The 19,075-nt window shown below is 67.4% G+C and carries 22 protein-coding genes; 8 read left to right on the top strand and 14 right to left on the bottom strand.

Annotated elements, in window-relative coordinates:
- Nucleotides 1-687, bottom strand: a complete 687-nt coding sequence (locus BLR51_RS16560; protein WP_089849034.1) for a rhomboid family intramembrane serine protease — start codon at nt 685-687, stop codon at nt 1-3.
- 76 nt (nt 688-763) lie between these two features.
- On the opposite strand from BLR51_RS16560, the gene trpS reads away from it, so the two are divergent.
- Entirely contained in the window at nt 764-1,798 is a 1,035-nt protein-coding gene (gene trpS / locus BLR51_RS16555) for a tryptophan--tRNA ligase (protein ID WP_089849032.1), read from the top strand.
- Nucleotides 1,799-1,804: 6 nt separating this feature from the next.
- Here the strand turns inward: trpS and BLR51_RS16550 are convergent, their stop codons facing one another.
- The 5 genes from BLR51_RS16550 to ruvC all read right to left on the bottom strand — a co-directional run bounded on the left by BLR51_RS16550 (nt 1,805) and on the right by ruvC (nt 5,656).
- Nucleotides 1,805-2,734 (bottom strand): D-alanyl-D-alanine carboxypeptidase family protein, encoded by a 930-nt coding sequence (locus tag BLR51_RS16550; protein WP_089849030.1) that lies wholly within the window; start codon nt 2,732-2,734, stop codon nt 1,805-1,807.
- A gap of 62 nt (nt 2,735-2,796) precedes the next feature.
- Nucleotides 2,797-3,414 (bottom strand): hypothetical protein, encoded by a 618-nt coding sequence (locus tag BLR51_RS16545; protein ID WP_089849028.1) that lies wholly within the window; start codon nt 3,412-3,414, stop codon nt 2,797-2,799.
- Nucleotides 3,415-3,479: 65 nt separating this feature from the next.
- Nucleotides 3,480-4,505: a Holliday junction branch migration DNA helicase RuvB gene (gene ruvB, locus BLR51_RS16540; protein ID WP_089849026.1), complete on the bottom strand. Its 1,026-nt coding sequence runs from the start codon at nt 4,503-4,505 to the stop codon at nt 3,480-3,482.
- 3 nt (nt 4,506-4,508) lie between these two features.
- A complete protein-coding gene (gene ruvA, locus BLR51_RS16535) occupies nt 4,509-5,171 on the bottom strand; it encodes a Holliday junction branch migration protein RuvA (RefSeq protein WP_089849024.1) in 663 nt (220 codons plus the stop codon).
- Nucleotides 5,168-5,656, bottom strand: a complete 489-nt coding sequence (gene ruvC, locus BLR51_RS16530; protein ID WP_089849022.1) for a crossover junction endodeoxyribonuclease RuvC — start codon at nt 5,654-5,656, stop codon at nt 5,168-5,170. Before ruvC ends, ruvA begins: the two co-directional genes overlap by 4 nt.
- A gap of 318 nt (nt 5,657-5,974) precedes the next feature.
- Between ruvC and BLR51_RS28570 the strand changes: the two genes are divergently transcribed.
- Nucleotides 5,975-6,259 carry a DUF1127 domain-containing protein gene (locus tag BLR51_RS28570; protein WP_089849020.1) on the top strand — a complete coding sequence of 95 codons (285 nt, stop codon included), beginning with the start codon at nt 5,975-5,977 and terminating at the stop codon, nt 6,257-6,259.
- Nucleotides 6,260-6,367: 108 nt separating this feature from the next.
- On the opposite strand, the gene BLR51_RS16520 is transcribed toward BLR51_RS28570, so the two are convergent.
- From BLR51_RS16520 to BLR51_RS16510, 3 genes are all read right to left on the bottom strand, one after another.
- A complete protein-coding gene (locus BLR51_RS16520) occupies nt 6,368-6,712 on the bottom strand; it encodes a hypothetical protein (protein WP_089849018.1) in 345 nt (114 codons plus the stop codon).
- A 117-nt stretch (nt 6,713-6,829) separates the two neighbouring features.
- Complete coding sequence (locus tag BLR51_RS16515) at nt 6,830-7,705, bottom strand: 50S ribosomal protein L11 methyltransferase (protein WP_089849016.1); 876 nt, start codon at nt 7,703-7,705, stop codon at nt 6,830-6,832.
- 62 nt (nt 7,706-7,767) lie between these two features.
- Nucleotides 7,768-9,000, bottom strand: a complete 1,233-nt coding sequence (locus BLR51_RS16510; RefSeq protein ID WP_089849014.1) for an MFS transporter — start codon at nt 8,998-9,000, stop codon at nt 7,768-7,770.
- A 123-nt stretch (nt 9,001-9,123) separates the two neighbouring features.
- Between BLR51_RS16510 and BLR51_RS16505 the strand changes: the two genes are divergently transcribed.
- Nucleotides 9,124-10,182, top strand: coding sequence for a YeeE/YedE family protein (locus tag BLR51_RS16505; protein WP_089849012.1), 1,059 nt, complete (start codon nt 9,124-9,126; stop codon nt 10,180-10,182).
- Nucleotides 10,183-10,196: 14 nt separating this feature from the next.
- Here the strand turns inward: BLR51_RS16505 and hemF are convergent, their stop codons facing one another.
- The 4 genes from hemF to clpS are packed head-to-tail and all read right to left on the bottom strand — an operon-like array spanning nt 10,197 to nt 13,258.
- Nucleotides 10,197-11,087 carry an oxygen-dependent coproporphyrinogen oxidase gene (hemF, locus tag BLR51_RS16500; RefSeq protein WP_089849094.1) on the bottom strand — a complete coding sequence of 297 codons (891 nt, stop codon included), beginning with the start codon at nt 11,085-11,087 and terminating at the stop codon, nt 10,197-10,199.
- Between the two features lie 16 nt (nt 11,088-11,103).
- Nucleotides 11,104-11,904 (bottom strand): SDR family NAD(P)-dependent oxidoreductase, encoded by an 801-nt coding sequence (locus BLR51_RS16495; protein WP_089849010.1) that lies wholly within the window; start codon nt 11,902-11,904, stop codon nt 11,104-11,106.
- Nucleotides 11,905-11,928: 24 nt separating this feature from the next.
- Nucleotides 11,929-12,906, bottom strand: a complete 978-nt coding sequence (locus BLR51_RS16490) for a class I SAM-dependent methyltransferase (protein WP_089849008.1) — start codon at nt 12,904-12,906, stop codon at nt 11,929-11,931.
- A gap of 25 nt (nt 12,907-12,931) precedes the next feature.
- Nucleotides 12,932-13,258 carry an ATP-dependent Clp protease adapter ClpS gene (clpS, locus tag BLR51_RS16485; RefSeq protein WP_110506212.1) on the bottom strand — a complete coding sequence of 109 codons (327 nt, stop codon included), beginning with the start codon at nt 13,256-13,258 and terminating at the stop codon, nt 12,932-12,934.
- Between the two features lie 134 nt (nt 13,259-13,392).
- Between clpS and BLR51_RS16480 the strand changes: the two genes are divergently transcribed.
- Nucleotides 13,393-14,091, top strand: a complete 699-nt coding sequence (locus BLR51_RS16480) for an HAD family hydrolase (RefSeq protein ID WP_089849004.1) — start codon at nt 13,393-13,395, stop codon at nt 14,089-14,091.
- Nucleotides 14,092-14,355: 264 nt separating this feature from the next.
- Nucleotides 14,356-15,819, top strand: a complete 1,464-nt coding sequence (locus BLR51_RS16475; RefSeq protein WP_089849003.1) for a D-alanyl-D-alanine carboxypeptidase family protein — start codon at nt 14,356-14,358, stop codon at nt 15,817-15,819.
- Nucleotides 15,820-15,999: 180 nt separating this feature from the next.
- On the opposite strand, the gene rpsU is transcribed toward BLR51_RS16475, so the two are convergent.
- On the bottom strand, nt 16,000-16,206 hold the full coding sequence (rpsU, locus tag BLR51_RS16470) for a 30S ribosomal protein S21 (RefSeq protein ID WP_007818122.1): 207 nt from the start codon (nt 16,204-16,206) through the stop codon (nt 16,000-16,002).
- A gap of 127 nt (nt 16,207-16,333) precedes the next feature.
- On the opposite strand from rpsU, the gene BLR51_RS16465 reads away from it, so the two are divergent.
- The 3 genes from BLR51_RS16465 to BLR51_RS16455 are packed head-to-tail and all read left to right on the top strand — an operon-like array spanning nt 16,334 to nt 19,060.
- Complete coding sequence (locus BLR51_RS16465) at nt 16,334-17,020, top strand: COQ9 family protein (RefSeq protein WP_089849001.1); 687 nt, start codon at nt 16,334-16,336, stop codon at nt 17,018-17,020.
- Between the two features lie 33 nt (nt 17,021-17,053).
- Nucleotides 17,054-18,037: an NAD(P)H-quinone oxidoreductase gene (locus BLR51_RS16460; RefSeq protein WP_089848999.1), complete on the top strand. Its 984-nt coding sequence runs from the start codon at nt 17,054-17,056 to the stop codon at nt 18,035-18,037.
- Between the two features lie 36 nt (nt 18,038-18,073).
- Nucleotides 18,074-19,060, top strand: coding sequence for a quinone oxidoreductase family protein (locus BLR51_RS16455; RefSeq protein ID WP_089848997.1), 987 nt, complete (start codon nt 18,074-18,076; stop codon nt 19,058-19,060).
- Nucleotides 19,061-19,075: the final 15 nt, after the last annotated feature.

Raw genomic sequence — 19,075 nt, 5'->3', positions numbered from 1 at the left:
TCAGCGCTGGCGCAGCCTGTCGCGCAGGCGCTGCCAGCCGCCGGGCACCAGCAGGATGGTCAGCGCAAAGCCGGAGGCGAAGCCGCCCAGATCCGCCACCCAGTCCAGCCCGCCGCCGAAGAGCAGGCCAAACAGCAGCTGGATGCCCAGCAGGATGCCGATCAGTGAAAACGCCCGGACCTGCTGGCCGCCCACCTGCCCCAGCCGCAGCCACAGCAGATAGGTGAAGGCGCCGATCAGACCGTAGATCGGCGGAAAGGCCCCGATCAGCGGCACCGGCGTCGCCAGCAGCACGCCATAGGCCAGTGCCCCGCCAAAGGTCGAGGCGGCAAGGATCGCCAGCGTGCGCGCCGGACCCAGCGCTTCGGCCACCATCTTGCCCAGCGCCAGCAGCATCACCCCGGCAAACAGTGCATGGGTGAAATTGCCATGCACGAAGGGGTAGCTGAAGAAGCGCAGCAGATGCTCGGGCGGGTATTGCCCGGTGTCGATCATCCAGCCAAGGATGTTGCCGGAAAAAGAGAAGCGCTGCAGCGCCTCCAGCCGCCAGCCCACGGCCTCGGGGCCGCCGACCAGCCCGCGCGCGCCCAGCGAAAAGGCGGCCTCCACCCCCACGATCACGACAAACAGCGCGATGATGACGGGCGGCAGCGGGTTCAGCGGCGATTCGGTGTGGCGGTGCGCCATGATGGCCTCTTTCTTGACGGCATGTCGGGGCATGGGTAAGCCAGCGCAGACAGAATATCCAGACGAAGGAAAGCCCATGACCGAGGCGGCCCAGACCCAGACCTCCTTCTCGCCCCGCGTGTTCTCCGGAATCCAGCCCTCTGGCGGGCTGACGCTGGGCAACTATCTGGGGGCGATCCGGCGGTTTGTCGACATGCAGGACAGCGGCATCGAGACGCTGTATTGCGTGGTCGACATGCACGCCATCACCGTCTGGCAGGATCCGGAGGCGCTGCGCCGCCAGACCCGGGAACTGACGGCGGGTTATCTGGCAGCGGGGCTCGACCCCGCCCGGTCGATCCTCTTCAACCAGAGCCAGGTGCCCGCCCATGCGCAGCTGGCGTGGATTTTCAACTGCGTGGCGCGGCTTGGCTGGATGAACCGCATGACGCAGTTCAAGGACAAGGCGGGCAAGAATGCCGAAAAAGCCTCGCTCGGGCTTTATGCCTATCCGGCGCTGATGGCCGCCGACATCCTTGTCTATCACGCCACCCATGTGCCGGTGGGCGAGGACCAGAAACAGCATGTGGAGCTGACCCGCGACATCGCGGCGAAGTTCAACCATGATTTCGGCACCGAGTTCTTTCCGATGACCGAGCCGGTGATCGAAGGCGCGGCCACCCGGGTCATGAGCCTGCGCGACGGCTCGAAGAAGATGTCGAAATCCGATCCTTCGGATGCCTCGCGCATCAACATGACCGACGATGCCGACGCGATTTCCAGCAAGATCCGCAAGGCACGCACCGATCCCGACGCCCTGCCCTCCGAAATCGAGGGGCTGGAGGGACGGCCCGAGGCGCGCAACCTGCTCAACATCTACGCAGCCCTTGCCGACACCACCGTGGCCGAGGTGCTGGCCGAGGTGGGCGGACAGCAGTTTTCGGAATTCAAGCCGAAGCTGGCGGATCTGGCCGTGGCCAAGCTGGCGCCGATCTCCACCGAGATGGCGCGGCTGATGCAGGATCCCGCCGAAATCGACGCGGTGCTGCGCGCAGGCTCCGAACGGGCCAATGCCCTTGCCGCACCGATCCTGAAGCGCACCTACGAGATCGTGGGCATGGTCGGCGCCTGAACCGGGCTAGCGCAGGAAGACCCCGATCCCCACGCCCCCCGGCGGCCCCGTGGCCGCCACGGGCGGGGGATCCTGTGCCGCGCCGCCCTGCGCCACCAGCAGCGGATCGCGCGGCGCCATCCAGTCGCGCGGCACGCCCCGCCGCCGCACCGGCGCATGATCTGGGGCCTGCGCAAATCCCTGATCCATCCGCTGCGTCACCTCTGCCAGCCGCTCTGCCGAGGATCCCGCGCCCAGCACGGTGACGATCAGCCGCGCCTCGCCGCGCATTGCCGAGGCGGTGATGTTGTATCCCGCCGCCCGGGTGTAGCCGGTCTTGATCCCGTCCGCCCCGGCATAGCCCGACAGGAAGCGGCTGTTGGTGTGGCGCATCCCCCCCGCCTGCTGCTGCGCAAAAAGGCCCCAGAACTCCGGAAAATCCAGCCACAGCCTGCGGCCCAGCGTGGTCATGTCGCGCGCCGTGGTCAGATGGCCGGGCGCGGTCAGCCCGTGCGGATTGGCATAGCGGGTACCATCCAGCCCCAGATCCTGCGCCCGCGCGTTCATGCGGGCGACAAAGGCCGCCTCGCTGCCCGCCAGCACCTCGGCCAGCGCCACCGCCGCGTCATTGCCCGAGGCCAGCGCCACCCCGGTGACCAGATCGCCCAGCGACACCACCTGCCCGGCCCACAGCCCCATGCGCGAGCCGGGCTGTGCCGCCGCCCGCGCCGAAACCGTGACAGGGTCCTCCCGCGATCGCAGCCCCGTCTCCAGCGCCTCGAACGCCAGATAAAGCGTCATCATCTTGGTGAGGGAGGCGGGAGGATGCGGCAGGTCGGCGCCCTCTTCGACGTAAACCTCCCCCGTGCGGGCATCCATCACCACGCTGGACCGGATGGCCGCCTGCGCGCCCCCGGCAAGGGTCAGCAGCAGCGCCAGCAGGATGTTCCGGATCATCAGCCCCTCCGCCTGTTCCGGAGCCAGACTGGCAGAGAGGTCTTGCCAAGCCGTGAACCGGCTCAGCCCATCCGTGCCGCCAGCCGCAGCGCGTGCGACGGATCGCGCGCCACATCGGGCAGCACCGGATCATAGGCGGCGCGCAGCAGCGCCGCGATTTCGGGGCGCAGCACCACGCGCCCGTCGCCAAGCTGGCCCAGCGGCGAGCGGTCGGCAAAGGCGCTGTCGGACCACAGCAGCATCACCTGCACCACCTGCGCCAGCGCCAGATCCTCGGCCGCCATCGCGTCCAGCGCCGCATCCATGCGCAGGAACACGAAGGCCGCCCGGATGGCCCCCTGCGCGTCGAAATGGAACAGCCGGTACTGGTTGGCGCCCGCGTCCTGCAGGCGCGTCACCATGCCGTCCAGCCCCTCGATCAGGCGGTCCAGATCGGGCACGGTCCGCAGATCGGCCCAGTCCCGCAGGAAAAAGACCATGACATTGGCGCCAAGCTCGGGATCGGTCTGCGCCATCTTGTGCCCTGTCAGCGCGCAGACCGCCTCGAACGCGCCCTTGACGAGGCTCAGCGTCGCATCCTCCACCCCGAACACCACCGGCGACAGCGGCCTGCCCCAGCGCGCGCAAAGATAGCTGCCATCCGCCCTTGTGAACCACTGCTCGACCGTTGCCGCGTCCATGGCCGTCTCCTTCTGCCGATCTCCGGAGGCGGGCCTGCCATGCAGGGCCCGCCGCCGCAAGCCCGTCAGTCAAAGAGCGTGGCCTGCCCCGGCGGGCGCGGCACCGGCAGGCCCAGATGATCCCATGCCCGCTGCGCCAGCATCCGTCCGCGCGGCGTGCGCTGGATCAGCCCCTGCTGCAGCAGATAGGGTTCGATCACCTCCTCCAGCGCGTCGCGGCTTTCCGACAGCGCGGCGGACAGGGTTTCGATCCCGACCGGGCCGCCCGCGTAATTTTCCGCGATCAGCGTCAGATAACGCAGGTCGGCGCCATCCAGCCCGATGCGGTCCACCCCCAGCCGGGTCAGCGCGCCATCGGCCAGCGCGCGGGTGACCACGCCATCGCCTTCGACCACGGCAAAGTCGACCACGCGGCGCAGCAGCCGCCCGGCGATGCGCGGCGTGCCCCTCGCGCGGCGGGCGATCTCCTGCGCGCCCTCGGGTTCTGACCGCACCCCCAGCTTCACCGCGTTGCGCGTCACGATCTCGTGCAGCTCCGCCTCGGTGTAGTAATTGAGCCGGGTGGGAATGCCGAAACGGTCGCGCAGCGGCGTGGTCAGCAGGCCCAGCCGGGTGGTGGCGCCGACCAGCGTGAAGGGCTGCAGTTCGATCCGGACGGTGCGCGCGGCGGGGCCTTCGCCGATCACCAGATCCAGCTCGTAATCCTCCATCGCGGGGTAAAGCACCTCTTCGACCACGGGGCTCAGCCGGTGAATCTCGTCGATGAAGAGCACGTCATTGCGTTCCAGATTGGTGAGGATCGCCGCCAGATCCCCCGCCTTGGCCAGAACCGGGCCGGAGGTCATGCGGAACCCAACCCCCAGTTCCCGCGCCATGATCTGCGCCAGCGTGGTCTTGCCCAGACCGGGAGGCCCGTGAAACAGCGTGTGGTCCATCGCCTCGCCGCGCTGGCGGGCGGACTGGATGAACACCCGCAGGTTGGACCGCGCCTCGGCCTGACCGATAAAATCCTCCAGCCGCTGCGGGCGCAGGGCGCGGTCGTGATCTTCGGGCAGCGGATCGGGGCGCAGGGTGGGATCGGGTCCGGCCATGGCTTATCCCTTCGGCGCCAAGAGCTTCAGCGCGGCGCGGATCAGCGCGGGCGTCTCGGCCCCGGGCAGATCCTGTGCCGCCTGCGCCACGGCGCCCGCCGCTTCGGAGGGCGCGTAGCCCAGATTGGCCAGCGCCGACAGCGCCTCGGCCTGCGCCCCCATGGAGGCGGGCGGCAGAGGCTCCGCCCGGGCGGAGGCGAGCACCGGTTCCTCGATCACCACATCCTCGGCGCTGGTGGCCCGGCCCGGCCCCATGGCCATCAGCCCCGGCGCCTTGTCCTTCAGTTCGTTGACCACGCGCTGCGCGGTCTTGGGGCCGACCCCGCGCGCCACCTTGACCGCGTTCCAGTCGCCAAGCGCAATCGCCCGGCTGACGCCGTCGGGCCCGAGCGCACCCAGAATGGCCAGCGAGGCCTTGGCCCCCACCCCCTGCACCGTCAGCAGCAGGCGGAACCATTCCTTTTCCAGCAGCGTGGGAAAGCCGAAAAGCTGCAGCAGATCCTCGCGCACCAGCAGATCGGTATAAAGCGCCGCCGCCTCGCCGGGACGCGGCAGCGCCGCCAGCACCCGGTCAGAGCAGTAGACGATATAGCCCACGCCGCGCACGTCGATCAGCACGTGATCGTCGCCCTTGTAATCCACCCGCCCCGCGATGCGCCCGATCATGCGCGCACCCGCAGGCGCTGCGTGCCCAGATGATGCGCGTGACAGATCGCCACCGCCAGCGCGTCCGCCGCGTCCGGCCCGCTGATCGCCACGCCGGGCAGTTGCATCTTTACCATATGGTCCACCTGCCGCTTGTCCGCGTGCCCCACGCCCACCACCGTTTTCTTCACGGTGTTGGGCGAATATTCCCCGATTTCCAGCCCGAACTGCGCGGGCACCAGCAGCGCGATGCCCCGCGCCTGCCCCAGCTTCAGCGTGCCCGCGCCGTCGCGGTTCACGAAGGTCTGTTCCACCGCAGCCAGATCGGGCTGAAACCTGTGCAGGATGTCGGTGAGCTGATCATAAAGCGACAGCAGCCGCCCCGCCAGTTCCCCCTGCCCCGAATCGCAGACCCCGTTGGCGACATGCCGCAAGCGGCTGCCTTCGGCCTCGATCACCCCCCAGCCGAGGTGCCGCAAACCCGGATCAATCCCAATGACTCGCATCGCCTGCCCGCCTCTGTTGTTGTTTTGACACAGGCCTAGCACGAAAGGCGAACATGCGCCAAGCCCTGCACCGCGTCATTCCGCAGGCTGCGGCAGTCCTGACACGGTCGTTCGGGCCATGACAGCCCCCAAAGCCTGCTTTTCATGGCCAAAGCTGATCAAAATTCAGCCGGTTCGCTGCGGCGCTGCATAGTTTTTTCGCTATGTGTGAAACGCAGATCGACCATGCAGTTTTGGCAGCTTGTCCGGTCCGCCGCCTCTGTCTATCTGCCGCATAGAATTAAGGCACTTTGAAAACCCCAGACAAGGATACAGACCATGGCCGTCTATGACGCCAACCGCCCGCAGCACGGTGCAACCGGGATCGCCGGCCAGATCGGCACCATCTTCGTGAGCGGCTTCGCCCCGCTTTCCGTGAACGACACGCCCCGCGCCGGTTTTGCCGGCACCATCGGCGGCGCCTTCCGCACCCTGTTCGCCACCATTGCGGACTGGAACGACGCCCGCCTGACCCGCAAGAGCCTTGAAGCTCTGACCGACCGCGAACTCGACGATATCGGTCTCTGCCGCGGCGACATCGACCGCATCGCGCATCTGCGCTGACAGCATGACCCATCCCGACGGCAAAAGGCCGCGTCACCCCTCCCGGTGACGCGGCCTTTCAGCATTCAGGGCGCGGGCCAGAGCCGCCGCGCGGCCCCGGCCAGAACCTCAGCCGATCAGGGGCTGCAGCTGCTGCGCAATCCAGTGGGTCACCGGGTCAGCCGTCATCAGCCAGCCGCCGATCTGTTCGGGCAGGCTGCCCGCCGCCAGAGTCGTGAGATGGCCAAGATAATCAGCCTCTCCCAGAACCGCGAGCGCGAGCCCCTTGAAGGCCAGCCCCCCCGCCGCCAGCAGCAGCATGACCCGCAGCGGTGCCGCAGGCACGCGGCGCAGCGGGCGATGTTCGATGGTGCCGTTGCGGTTGATACGGGTGGTATAACCCTGCGCCAGCTTGCGATGCTTGGTCACAACCGCCTTCTGGCGTTTTTCAAAATTGCGGAGCGCACTGTCCATGGCAGCCTCGTCTTGTCCGGCCCCCACCAGACAAGACCGAGATAGGCCGAAATCAAGGCTAAATTTAGGCAAATTCCCCGCTTTGTCGAAAACTTGCCTTTGTTAACCTTGTCTTGATCACTCCGGCTTGCGCAGGGTCAGCGTGACCCAGTCGCCGATGACCTCCTGCCGCAGCAGCGGCACGCCCTGCGCGGCATAGGCGTCGATCACCTCTTCGGCCTGACGGGTCAGGATGCCCGACAGGATGACATGACCGCCCGGCGCCAGCGCCGCCGCCATCTCGGGGGCCAGATCGATCAGCGGCTGCTTGAGGATATTGGCGAAGATCAGGTCATAGGGCGCGCGCGCCGCCAGATCGGGATGGCCAAAACCCGCCGCCTCCACGCAGGTGACGCGGCCCTGCAGCCCGTTGGCGCGCACATTCACCTCGGCCACTTCCACGGCGACCTCGTCGATGTCCGAGGCAATCACCGGGTTCGGCCAGATCCGCGCGGCGGCCATGGCCAGCACGGCGGTGCCGCAGCCGATATCGGCCACGCTCTGCCCCACGATGCCGTCCTGCGCCAGCCGGTCCAGCGCCCGCAGGCAGCCCAGCGTGGTGCCGTGATGACCCGTGCCGAAGGCCATCGCGGCCTCGATCAGCAGCGGCTCCGCGCCTTCGGGCACCTTGTCGGCGTCATGGCTGCCATAGACGAAAAACCGCCCGGCCTCGACCGGGGTCAGTTCGCGGCGCACCTTGTCCACCCAGTCGGTTTCCGGCACTTCGGAGACGACAAAAGGCGTGCCGCCATAGGCTGCGGCCAGCAGCGCCAGTTCGACCCCATCGGGGCTTTCGGTGAAATAGGCGCCCACCTCCCATGTGCCCGATCCGTCCTCGATCTCGAACACGCCGACGCCGGTGGGTTCGGGATCCAGATCCTCCATGGCCTCGGCCAGCGCCTCGGCGGCGTCCTGATCGGAAAACTTGGTGTAGGCGGTCCAGGTCTTGGCCATGCGGGCTCTCCTATGTCTGGGGCGCCCGATAGCCTGTTTGCGCCGCCAGCGCCAGAGCTTGCCTATTCCGCCGGAGCGGCCAGACGCGCGGAAAAGATCGTCTCGTTGCCCGGCACGGGATGGCGCGGGATCATCAGCGCCAGCAGGAACGACACCCCCGCCATGGCTGCCGCCAGCCCGAACACCGCCCCGGGGGAGACCAGCCACAGATAGCCAAGAGCAAAGGGCAGAAACACCGCCGCGATATGGTTAATGGTAAAGGCCACCGCCGCCGTGGGCGCGATGTCACCCGGATCGGCGATCTTCTGGAAATAGGTCTTCAGCGCCAGAGCCAGCGCAAAGAAGATGTGATCCAGCACATACAGCACCGAAGCCAGCACCACGCCCCAGCCGAACCAGTAAATGCCGCCATAGGCGAGGAAAATCGCCATCAGCCCGGCATATTCCACCAGCAGCGCGCGGCCTTCGCCAAAGCGGTGCACCACCCGGCCCAGCAGCGGCGCCAGCGCCATATTGGCCACAAGGTTGATGAGGAACAGCGCCGTCACCTCGTCAACCTCGAAGCCGAAGCGTTCGACCATCATGAACCCGGCGAAGACCACGAAGATCTGCCGCCGCGCCCCCGACATGAACTGCAGCGCATAATACAGCCAGTAGCGGCGGCGCAGCACCAGCTGCTTGCGCTGCGGGTTCGGGCTTTGGAATTGCGGGAAGGCCAGCGCGCAATAGACCACGATGGCCAGCGTCAGCCCGCCCGACACCAGATAGACAGAGTTGTAGGACAGCTCGAACGCCCGCCATGTCAGCACGATGACGCCGTAAGCGACCAGCGTCGCCCCCGAGGCGGCGGCCAGCAGCCAGCCCAGCATCTGCGGCGCGCGCTCCTTGGTCAGCCATTGCAGCTGCAGCGACTGGTTCACCGTCTCGTAGTAGTGAAACCCGATGGAACTGAGCAACGTCACGGTCAGCAGCCCGCCCATCGACGGGAACCACGCGGTAACGGCGGTGGTGACGGCCAGCAGCGCCAGCGCCACCAGCGCCAGCACCTGTTCGCGCATCACCAGCAGAACGAAGACCACCAGAAAGGCCAGAAAGCCCGGAATCTCGCGCACCGTGTGCAGCCAGCCGATGTCCGATCCGTCGAACTGCGCCGCCTCGCGGACGAAGTTGTTCAGCAGCGCCGACCATGTGGCAAAGCTGAGCGGCATGGCGATGGCCATGAGAAACAGCAGCGCGACCGGGCGGCGCCAAAGCGGCAGATCGCGCGCTTCGGCAAGGGGCACGAGTCGCGTCATAAGTGTCCTTTACGCCCAAATTCCGCCTCTGGCGAGATCCCGCCGCAGACCCTGCGTGATCTGCATCAAGGCGGATACATTCAACCTCGCGCATCTTTCGCCAAACCGCCAAGGAGAGGCGCCATGGATCTGATCCCGCTTGTCGATACGCTGGGCGAAGGCCCCACCGCCACGCTGTTCGGGCTGCTGACCGGCGGCGTCTTTGGCGTGGCGGCGCAGCGGTCGCGGTTCTGCCTGCGCGCGGCGGTGGTGGAATTTGCCCATGGCGCGCTGGGGGACAAGGTGGCGGTCTGGCTGCTGACCTTTTCCACGGCGCTGGTCTGGGTGCAGGCGGCGCAGCTTCTTGGGCTGTTCGACGCTGCCAATGCCCGCATGATGGCGGTTCCGGGCAGCTGGTCGGGCGCGGTGCTGGGCGGGCTGGTCTTTGGCGCGGGCATGGTGCTGGCCAATGGCTGTTCGGGGCGGCTGCTGGTGCTGGCAGCCACCGGCAACCTGCGCTCGGTGATCTCGGGGCTGATCTTTGCGGTGGTGGCGCAGATGTCGCTGTCGGGGATCCTCGCGCCGCTGCGCGACCGGCTGGCGGGGCTGTGGATCACCAGCGGCGGGCGCAACATGGATCTGGCGGCGGCGCTGCACCTGCCGCGCGGCGCGGGTCTGGCGCTGGGGCTTGCCATCGCGGCGCTGGCGCTGCATCTGGCGCGGCGCCACCGCATCGGCGCGGCGCGGCTGGTCTTTGCCTCTGGCGTGGGCTTTGCCGTGGCGCTTGGCTGGGGGCTGACCCATGCGCTGGCCAATGTGGCCTTCGAACCGGTGCAGGTGGAAAGCGCCACATTCACCGGACCTTCGGCGCGCACGCTGATGTTCTTCCTCGACGCGGGTGCGGTGCTGGATTTTGACGTGGGGCTGGTGGCGGGCGTGTTTCTGGGCGCGCTGCTGGCAGCGGCAGCGGCGGGCGAGCTGCGGCTTCAGGGCTTTGACGGCCCCACCCCGCTGCGCAACGCGATGATCGGCGCCGCGATGATGGGATTTGGCGGGATGCTGGCCGGAGGCTGCGCCATCGGCGCGGGCGTCACCGGCGGATCGATCCTTGCGGGCACGGCATGGCTCGCGCTCTGCGCCATGTGGGCGGGCGGCATCGTGATGGAACTGGCGCTGAACGGGCGGCGGCTGGTCACGGCCTGAGCCGCGTCAGGCCGTCAGGCCCATTTGGCCAAGGGCGGCAGGCTCATCAGCACGGCATTGGCATCATGCCCGGTGGCAAGGCCGAACTTGGTGCCCCGGTCGTAGACAAGGTTGTATTCCGCATAAAGCCCGCGATGGATCAGCTGCGCGTCCTTGTCAGCTTCGGTAAAGGGCTGCAGCCGGCGCGCCTCCACCAGCGGCAGGTAGGCGGGCAGAAAGGCGCGGCCAATGTCCTGCGTCAGGGCAAAATCCGCCTCCCAGTCGCCGGTATTGCGGTCATCCATAAAAATGCCGCCGACGCCGCGCGCCCGCTTGCGATGCGGGATGTAGAAATATTCGTCCGCCCAGGCCTTCAGTTCGGGGTAAAGCGTGGGCCCGTGCGGATCCAGATGCGCCTTCTGGGTCGCGTGGAAGTGCGCGGTGTCCTCGGCATAGTCCAGACAGGGGTTGAGATCCGACCCGCCGCCGAACCACCACGCGCCCGGCGTCCAGAACATCCGCGTGTTCATGTGCACGGCGGGGCAATGCGGGTTCTGCATATGCGCGACAAGGCTGATGCCGCTGGCCCAGAACCGCGGATCCGCCTCGATCCCCGGCACGCCGCGCGCCGCCATGGCTTTCTGCGCGGCCTCCCCCAGCACGCCATGCACGGTGGAGACATTGACCCCCACCTTCTCGAACACCCGACCGCCGCGCAGCACGCTCATCAGCCCGCCGCCCGCATCCGACCCGTCCTCGCTGGCGCGCCGGGTTTCGGTCACCTCGAACCGGCCCGCCGGGGCCTCGGCGAAGGGGCCGCTTGCATGGCTGTCCTCCAGCCCCTCGAACGCGGTCACGATCTGGTCGCGCAGGCTGCGGAACCACAGGGCGGCGCGGGTCTTGCGCTCTGCAAAGGCGTCGGTCATCGGGGTCTGGTCCTGCTCAATGCGCGGGGGCGGCCACCGGATCGACGAGCGTGCGCCCGCCATCCACGGTCATGATCTGCCCGGTCATGAAGCCCGAAGCTTCGGAGGCCAGAAACTGCACCGCCTCGCAGACCTCGCCCGGGGCGGCAATGCGGCCTGCGGGGGTATGCGCCTCGATCTCGGCACGGTATTCGGGCTGATCCTTGAGGATGGCTTTCAGGCTGGCCGACATGACCGAGCCGAAGGCCACGGAATTGACCCGGATGCGGTGCGGCGCCAGCGTCACCGCCAGCGACCGGGTCAGCTGGTCCAGCGCCGCGCAGCTGATCGAATAGGCCAGCAGCCGGGGATTGGTGCGCCGCGCCGCGATGGAGGAGATGTTGACGATCGCACCCGCCTGCCGGTCCTGCTGCCCTTCGGCCTGCTTGATCATCCGCCGCGCCACGATCTGGCTCAGCCGCAGCGCGGGCATGAAATTCTGGCCCAGCAGCGTGTCGACCGTGTCATCCTCGGCCTCCAGCGCCTGCGTGGGCAGGATCTGCCGCGCGCCGTTCACCAGAATGTCGACCCGGTCAAAGGAATCGAGCGTGGCGGAGAGCAGGTTGGCCAGCGTCAGCTTTTCGCGCAGGTCGCCCGCGAAATAGCGCATGGTGCTGTCTTCGTCCCGGTTGCCGCATTCCTTGGCCAGCCGGGTTTCGTCCATGTCCGCGAACATGACATTGGCACCCTTCGCGGCAAAATGCCGGGCGATGGCCAGCCCCACCCCATTGGCGGCGCCGGTCACGATGGCGGTCTTGCCTTCGATGGAAAAGCTCATGGGAGACTCCCGTATGATGGGCGGTCAGCGTGCGGGCCGCGTCGCGTGGAGGATCTTGAAGCGGGTGTCGCCCGCAACTTCCTCGACCGTGCGGAACCGCTCGGCCAGCGTCGATTCATAGGGCAGATGGCGGTTCGCCACCAGCCAAAGCTGCCCCGAGGGTTTCAGCACTCGTGCCGCCGCCGCGATGAAGGCCTGTCCCAGCCCCGGATCGGCGGCGCGCCCGGTGTGAAAGGGCGGGTTCATCACCACCGCATCCAGCAGCGCGGGCGGTGTCCATGTCGTGGCATCGGCCCAGTGGAACTGCACCCGGGGATCGGGAATGTTGCGCCGCGCGCAGTCCAGCGCGGCCTGATCCGCCTCGACCAGATGCAGCGCGCCGATGGTTTCGCGCGGGATCACCCCGGCGGCCAGCGCCCCCCAGCCCGCGCCCAGATCGGCCACGGTCGCCCCCAGCTTGGCGGGCAGCGCCGCCAGCAGCAGCGTGGTGCCCGGATCCTCGCCATCGGCGGAAAAGCTGCCCGGCGCGGTCCACATGCCATTGGCAAGCTGCACGGGGCCACGCGCCCAGTCGGCAAAGGCATCGGTGGCGGCGAACCAGAACACCCGACCATGCGCCTTGGACACCTGCCCCAGCAGCGGCACCCGGTCGCGCACGGCGCGCAGCAGGCTTTCGACGCCATCGGTCTTCTGCCCGTCCACGATCACCAGCCCGCCCTTTGCGGCGGCGCAGGCCTGCGCGATGCGCGCCTCGGCCAATTCGCGGGCGCGGGGCACGAACACCAGCGCTGCGGCAAAGGGGCCCTCCGGCGCCTGCGCCATGTCCCAGCCATGGCGGGCCAAGGCAGCATGATCGGGGAAACTGGGCTGCACCAGCGTGCAGCGGTCCTGCGGCAGCGCATCAAGCACCGCATCCCCCGGCGCTCCCAGCACCAGCACAGGGCCTTCTTGCGGCAGGTCAAGCCCCGCCTCAAGCGCAAAGGTCAATCGGTCTGAAGTCATGCCAGGACCGCCCGAGCGGGGCGGATCACTCCTTTTCCATGGTGCATTGCAGCGGGTGCTGGTGACGGCGCGCGAAGTCCATCACCTGCCCCACCTTGGTTTCCGCGATCTCATGGCTGAAGACACCGACCACGGCAACGCCCTTCTTGTGGACGGTCAGCATGATCTCGAACGCTTGGGCATGCGACATGCCAAAGAACCGTTCCAGCACATGCACCACAAACTCCATGGGCGTGTAATCGTCATTTAGCAGCAGCACCTTGTAAAGCGGCGGGCGCTTGGTCTTCGGCTTGGTCTGGACAACGACACTCGCCTCGCCCTCACCATCGCGGGAGGGGCGTGTACCGGTCATCAGTCGGACCTTCTGTTCCGTCGTGTCTCGGATCATGTTCGGGGACGCTTGCGTTTTGCTGTTCCGGCTTTGAAGGACGTATATAAATCGGAGCGGCCCGCGAGGAAAGGGCTGCGTCAGGAAGTGATCCAGATATGACCCGGAAAGTGCAAACAATAGGTTTCGATGCGGATGACACGCTCTGGCACAACGAGCGCTTCTTCCATCTGACGCAGCAGCGATTCGCCGAGCTTCTGGCCGATCACGCCGAACGCGCCGATCTGGATGCCCGCCTGCTGGAGGCAGAGCGGCGCAACATCGGCGCCTATGGCTTTGGCGTCAAAGGCTTCGTGCTGTCGATGATCGAAACCGCGATCGAGGTGACCGAAGGCCGCGTGCCCGGCCATGTCATCGGGCAGATCCTTGCCGCCGGGCAGGACATGCTGGCCCATCCGATCGAACTTCTGCCCCATGCCCGCGACGCGGTAGAGGCGCTGAGCGGCCAGCATCACCTGCTGGTGATCACCAAGGGCGATCTGCTGCATCAGGAGCGGAAACTGGCGCAGTCCGGGCTGGGCGAGCTGTTTGACGGGGTGGAAATCGTGTCCGACAAGCGCCCCGACACCTATGCGCGGATCTTTGGCGCCCTGCCCGGCGGGCCGGAAGCGGCGGTAATGGTGGGCAATTCGCTGAAATCCGACGTGAACCCGGCCATCGTTGCGGGGGCATGGGGCGTGCATGTGCCGCATGATCTGGTCTGGGGGCTTGAACACGACAGCGTGCCCGACCATCCGCGCTTCCGCGAACTGCCGGATCTGGGCGGTCTGGCCGCACTGGTGGCGACGCTGGACTAAGCTTTCGCCGCATTGCTGCCTTAATCGCTTCTATAGGGGACACGAATTCGTGTTGCCCTAAATATGCCCCTTGCGCAGGGGCGGAAACCCGCCGCAAATCAAGGCATTGCAGGGTTTATTTCAGGCGCCCTCCATGCTACTTTCGAGTCAAATCAGAAAAAAAATAGCCGACCGGAAAACCGGGGGCGAGAGGCAGAGAAGGCAAACATCGTGACGGGACCGCGCACCACGCGACCGGGCCGAGCAGGCCTGCGTATTTTCACTATGATCTGGTTGGCTCTGATGCTTCCGGTCAGCGCCCTTGCAGCGCCCTATGCGGCTCTGGTGATGGACGCAAGATCGGGCGAAGTGCTGTTCGAGGAGAACGCGGACACCCGTCTGCACCCCGCCTCGCTGACCAAGATGATGACGCTTTACATCGCCTTCGAGGCGGTGGAGCACGGCGAGATCAGCATGGACACCATGGTCAGCATCTCCCGCAACGCCTCGGCGGAGCCGCCATCGAAGCTGGGGCTGCGCTCCGGCCAGAAGATCGCGCTGCGCTATCTGGTGCGGGCAGCGGCGGTCAAATCCGCCAATGATGCCGCCACCGCCATCGGCGAGGCCATCTCGGGCTCCGAAGACGCCTTTGCCCGCCGGATGAACCGCACGGCAAAAGCGATGGGGATGTCCCGCACCACCTTCAAGAACATGAACGGTCTCACGCAGGACGGGCACCTGTCCACCGCGCGCGACATGGCGATCCTCGGGCGCCACATGATCTATGACTACCCGCAATACTACAACATCTTCTCCCGCCGCTCGACCGATGCGGGCATGGCGCAGGTGAACAACACCAACCGCCGCTTCCTTGACGCCTATCAGGGCGCCGACGGGATCAAGACCGGCTATACCCGCGCCGCGGGCTTCAACCTTGTCTCCTCGGCGGAGCGCGGACAGGAGCGCATCATCACGTCGGTGTTCGGCGGCACCTCCACCGCCGCGCGCAACGCCAAGACGGCGGAACTGCTGAACCTCGGCTTCAAGAAGGCGCCCACCAGCGTGTCGCTGCGGCGCCCGGCCAAGCCGCCCTATATGGGCCGCGGCGATACCGGCGCCGAAATCCTGATGAGCGATGCGGCAAGCCCCGCAGCGGATGCGCGCGGCAAATCCATCCGCGTCGCCGCCGCCGCCGTGCAGTCCAGCCTGCGTCCCAAGGCCCGCAGCGGCGTGACCGGGCAGGATGTCGCGCCCTTGGTGGCAGGGGTGCAGAACGACATCGCCACCGTGCTGGAATCGGTGCAGGTCTCCGCCATTCAGGACACGGTCGCGACCGCGAATCCGGGCATTGCCGCGCAGGGCATCGCGCCTGACGCCTCGGTCAAGCCGGTGCGGCGCCCGCAGGAGGTGGTGATGGCCAGCGCCGGCGGTGCCGCAACCAGCGCTGCCCCGGTGCAGATGGCCGCCGTGGAACAGCCGCAGGAGGTGGTCACCCGCGTCTCCACTTCCGGCGAACGGCACTGGGGCATCAATGTCGGGCGCTATCCCAGCCGTTACGCGGCAGAGCGGATCCTGCTGAAGACCGCGCTGATGGAAACCAGCACGCTGGACGGATCGCTGCGCAAGGTGGTCAATGGCAGCCGCGGCTTTGACGCGAATTTCATGGGGCTGACGCGGGACACCGCCGATCTGGCCTGCCGCCGCCTGCAGGCGCGTCAGGTGCCCTGCTTCATGATCGGGCCAAGCTGACCCCAGTCCCTGCCCTATGCCTCAAATCCTGCCCCCGCGACCTTCGGTCCGGGGGCATTTTGCTGCGCCCGGCCGCCCGGCCCCTGCCCCGGACATGACAAACCCCCGAAAGGCGGAAGCCCCGGGGGTCGTCGTGTTATCGTGTTGGAAGGTCGGCTGCCCGACCGATACGCCAGATCCTCAGAGAAGACCTTCGCGTTGCGCCTTCTTGCGCGCCAGCTTGCGGGCGCGGCGGATGGCCTCGGCCTTCTCGCGGGCTTTCTTCTCGGACGGTTTTTCGAAATGCTGCCGAAGCTTCATTTCGCGGAACACGCCTTCGCGCTGCAGCTTCTTCTTCAGAGCGCGGAGCGCCTGATCGACATTGTTGTCGCGAACACTGACCTGCATGTGGTTTTCACCACCTTTCTAGGTTTGAGTTGCAAGGATTTGCAGGAAGCAGCCCTATAGCAAGGCGCGCCCGGATTGTCTAGGCTCCTCTCTGTCCCCTCAGGACCCCATGCCGAAGGAGAGCCTCATGAGTGACGACCTGTCCACCCGCCTGCTGGACGCGGCGCTGCCGCACACCGCCTTTGACGGCTGGTCGGAAACCACCTTCCGCGCCGCCATCGCCGATACCGGCACCGATCCCGCCGTGGCGCGCGGGCTGTTCCCGCGCGGCGCGCTGGATCTGGCCGTGGCCTTCCACCGCCGTGGCGATGCCGCCATGGCCGACCGGCTGCGCGCCATGGATCTGACCCAGATGCGCTTTCGCGACCGCATCGCCACCGCCGTGCGCACGCGGCTGGAGGTGACCGAGGACCGCGAGGCGGTGCGCCGCGGCACCACGCTGTTTTCGCTGCCGCCCTATGCGCCCGAAGGCGCGAAGCTGATCTGGGGCACCGCCGACCGCATCTGGTCCGAACTGGGCGACGACAGCCGCGATTTCAACTGGTATACGAAGCGCGCCACGCTCGCCGCCGTCTATTCCGCCACGGTGCTTTACTGGCTGGGCGACGAATCGCTCGACCATCAGGCGACGTGGGAGTTTCTGGACCGCCGCATCGCCGATGTCATGCGCATCGAAGAGGTCAAGGCCAAGGCCCGCGCCAACCCGCTGCTGAACCGGCTGATGGCCGGTCCCGACCGGATGCTGGGCCGGGTGCGCCCGCCGCGCAGCTCCCGTCAGGTCGGCGTGCCGGGCGGCTGGACCGCACCGCGCTGATCCCCTCAAGACGCACAACCAACAGGACATCCCATGACCCGAACCATGCGCGCCGTCGAGATCACCGAACCCGGCGGCCCCGAGGTGCTGAAGCCCGTCACCCGCCCCATCCCCGAGCCCGGCCATGGTCAGGTGCTGATTCGTCTCCACTGGGCCGGGGTGAACCGCCCCGACGTGCTGCAGCGCGGCGGCAATTACAGCCCGCCCCCCGGCGCCTCGGATCTGCCCGGGCTTGAAGGCGCGGGCGAGGTGGTGGCCACCGGCGCGGGCGTCGACTGGCCGCTGCCCGGCACGCAGGTCTGCGCGCTGCTGCCCGGCGGCGGCTATGCCGAATATGCGGTGACCGCCGCCGCCCATTGCCTGCCGATCCCGCAGGGCATGGCGCTGCGCGAGGCGGCCTGCCTGCCGGAAACCTTCTTCACCGTCTGGACCAATGTCTTCCAGCGCGGCGCGCTGCAGGCGGGCGAACGCTTTCTGGTGCATGGCGGCTCCAGCGGCATCGGCACCACGGCGATCCAGTTGGCATCGGCCTTCGGCGCGCGGGTCTTCACCACCGCCGGGTCGCCAGAGAAATGCGCAGCCTGCCTCGCACTTGGCGCAGAACGCGCGATCAATTACCGCGAGGAGGATTTTGTGGAGGTGCTGCGCAACGAAGGCGGCGCCAACCAGATCCTCGACATGGTGGGGGGCGATTACCTGCCGCGCAACGTCAAGGCGCTGGCCGACGAGGGGCGGCTGGTGCAGATCGCCTTCCTGCAGGGCCCCACCGTGGCGCTGAACTTCGCCCATGTGATGATGCGCCGCCTGACCATCACCGGCTCCACCCTGCGCCCGCAATCCGATCTGGCCAAGGCCCGCATCGCCGAGGCGCTGAAAACCCATGTCTGGCCGCTTCTGGCCGCAGGCCGCGTCGCCCCGGTCATGGACCGTGATTTCCCGCTGGCAGAGGCCGCGGCCGCCCATGCCCGCATGGAATCCTCCAGCCATATCGGCAAGATCGTCCTGCGCGTCGCCTGACCCCCTCTCTCTCCCTTCCCCAGCCCGGAGCCTGCAATGACCCCCACAGCCAGAACCGTCGTGATCGAAACCCATGGCGGCCCCGAAGTCCTGACCCTCACCGATCGCCCCGTGGGCGAGCCCGGCGCGGGGGAGATCCGTCTCCGGCACAAGGCCTGCGGGCTCAATTTCATCGACTGCTACCAGCGCACCGGCCTCTATCCGATGACCCTGCCCCATGCACTGGGGATGGAGGCCGCGGGCGTGGTGGAAGCGGTGGGAGAGGGCGTGACCCATCTCGCCCCCGGCGACCGCGTCGCCTATGCCGCCAATCCCCCCGGCGCCTATACCGAGGCGCGGGTGATGCCCGCAGCGCAGGTCTGCAAACTGCCCGACGCCATCTCCTTCGACGAAGGCGCCGCGATGATGCTCAAGGGCATGACGGTGCAGTATCTTTTCCACCGCACCACCCCGCTCAAGGCGGGCGACACGGTGCTCTTCCACGCGGCGGCGGGGGGTGTCGGGCTGATCGCCTGCCAGTGGGCGCGCTCCGAAGGCATCCGGCTGATCGGCACCGCCGGATCTGATGAAAAATGCCAGCTCGCGCTGGACCATGGCGCCGAGGCCTGCATCAACTACACGACCGAGGATTTTACCGCCCGCACCCGCGAGCTGACCGACGGGCGCGGCGTCGACGTGGTCATGGACAGCATCGGCAAATCCACCTTTCTGGGCTCGCTCGACTGCCTGAAACCGCTGGGCATGATGATCTCCTTCGGCAATGCCTCCGGCCCGGTGGAGGCGTTCAACCTCGGCCTGCTCGCGCAGAAAGGCTCGCTCAAGGTCACCCGCCCCACGCTCTTTGCCCATACCGCCGACCCGCAGGCCTGTCAGGAAATGGCGGCGATGCTGTTTGACAAGGTGACCTCGGGCGCGGTGAAGATCCGCATCGACCAGCGCTTCCCGCTCGATCAGGTGGCCGAGGCGCATCGCGCGCTCGAATCGCGCCGGACCACGGGCCAGACCATCCTCACCCTCGACTGAGGCCGGCCCTTCATC

The organism is Salipiger marinus (assembly GCF_900100085.1).
Lineage (GTDB): Bacteria > Pseudomonadota > Alphaproteobacteria > Rhodobacterales > Rhodobacteraceae > Salipiger > Salipiger marinus.
This window is presented reverse-complemented; position numbering and strand designations above follow the sequence as displayed.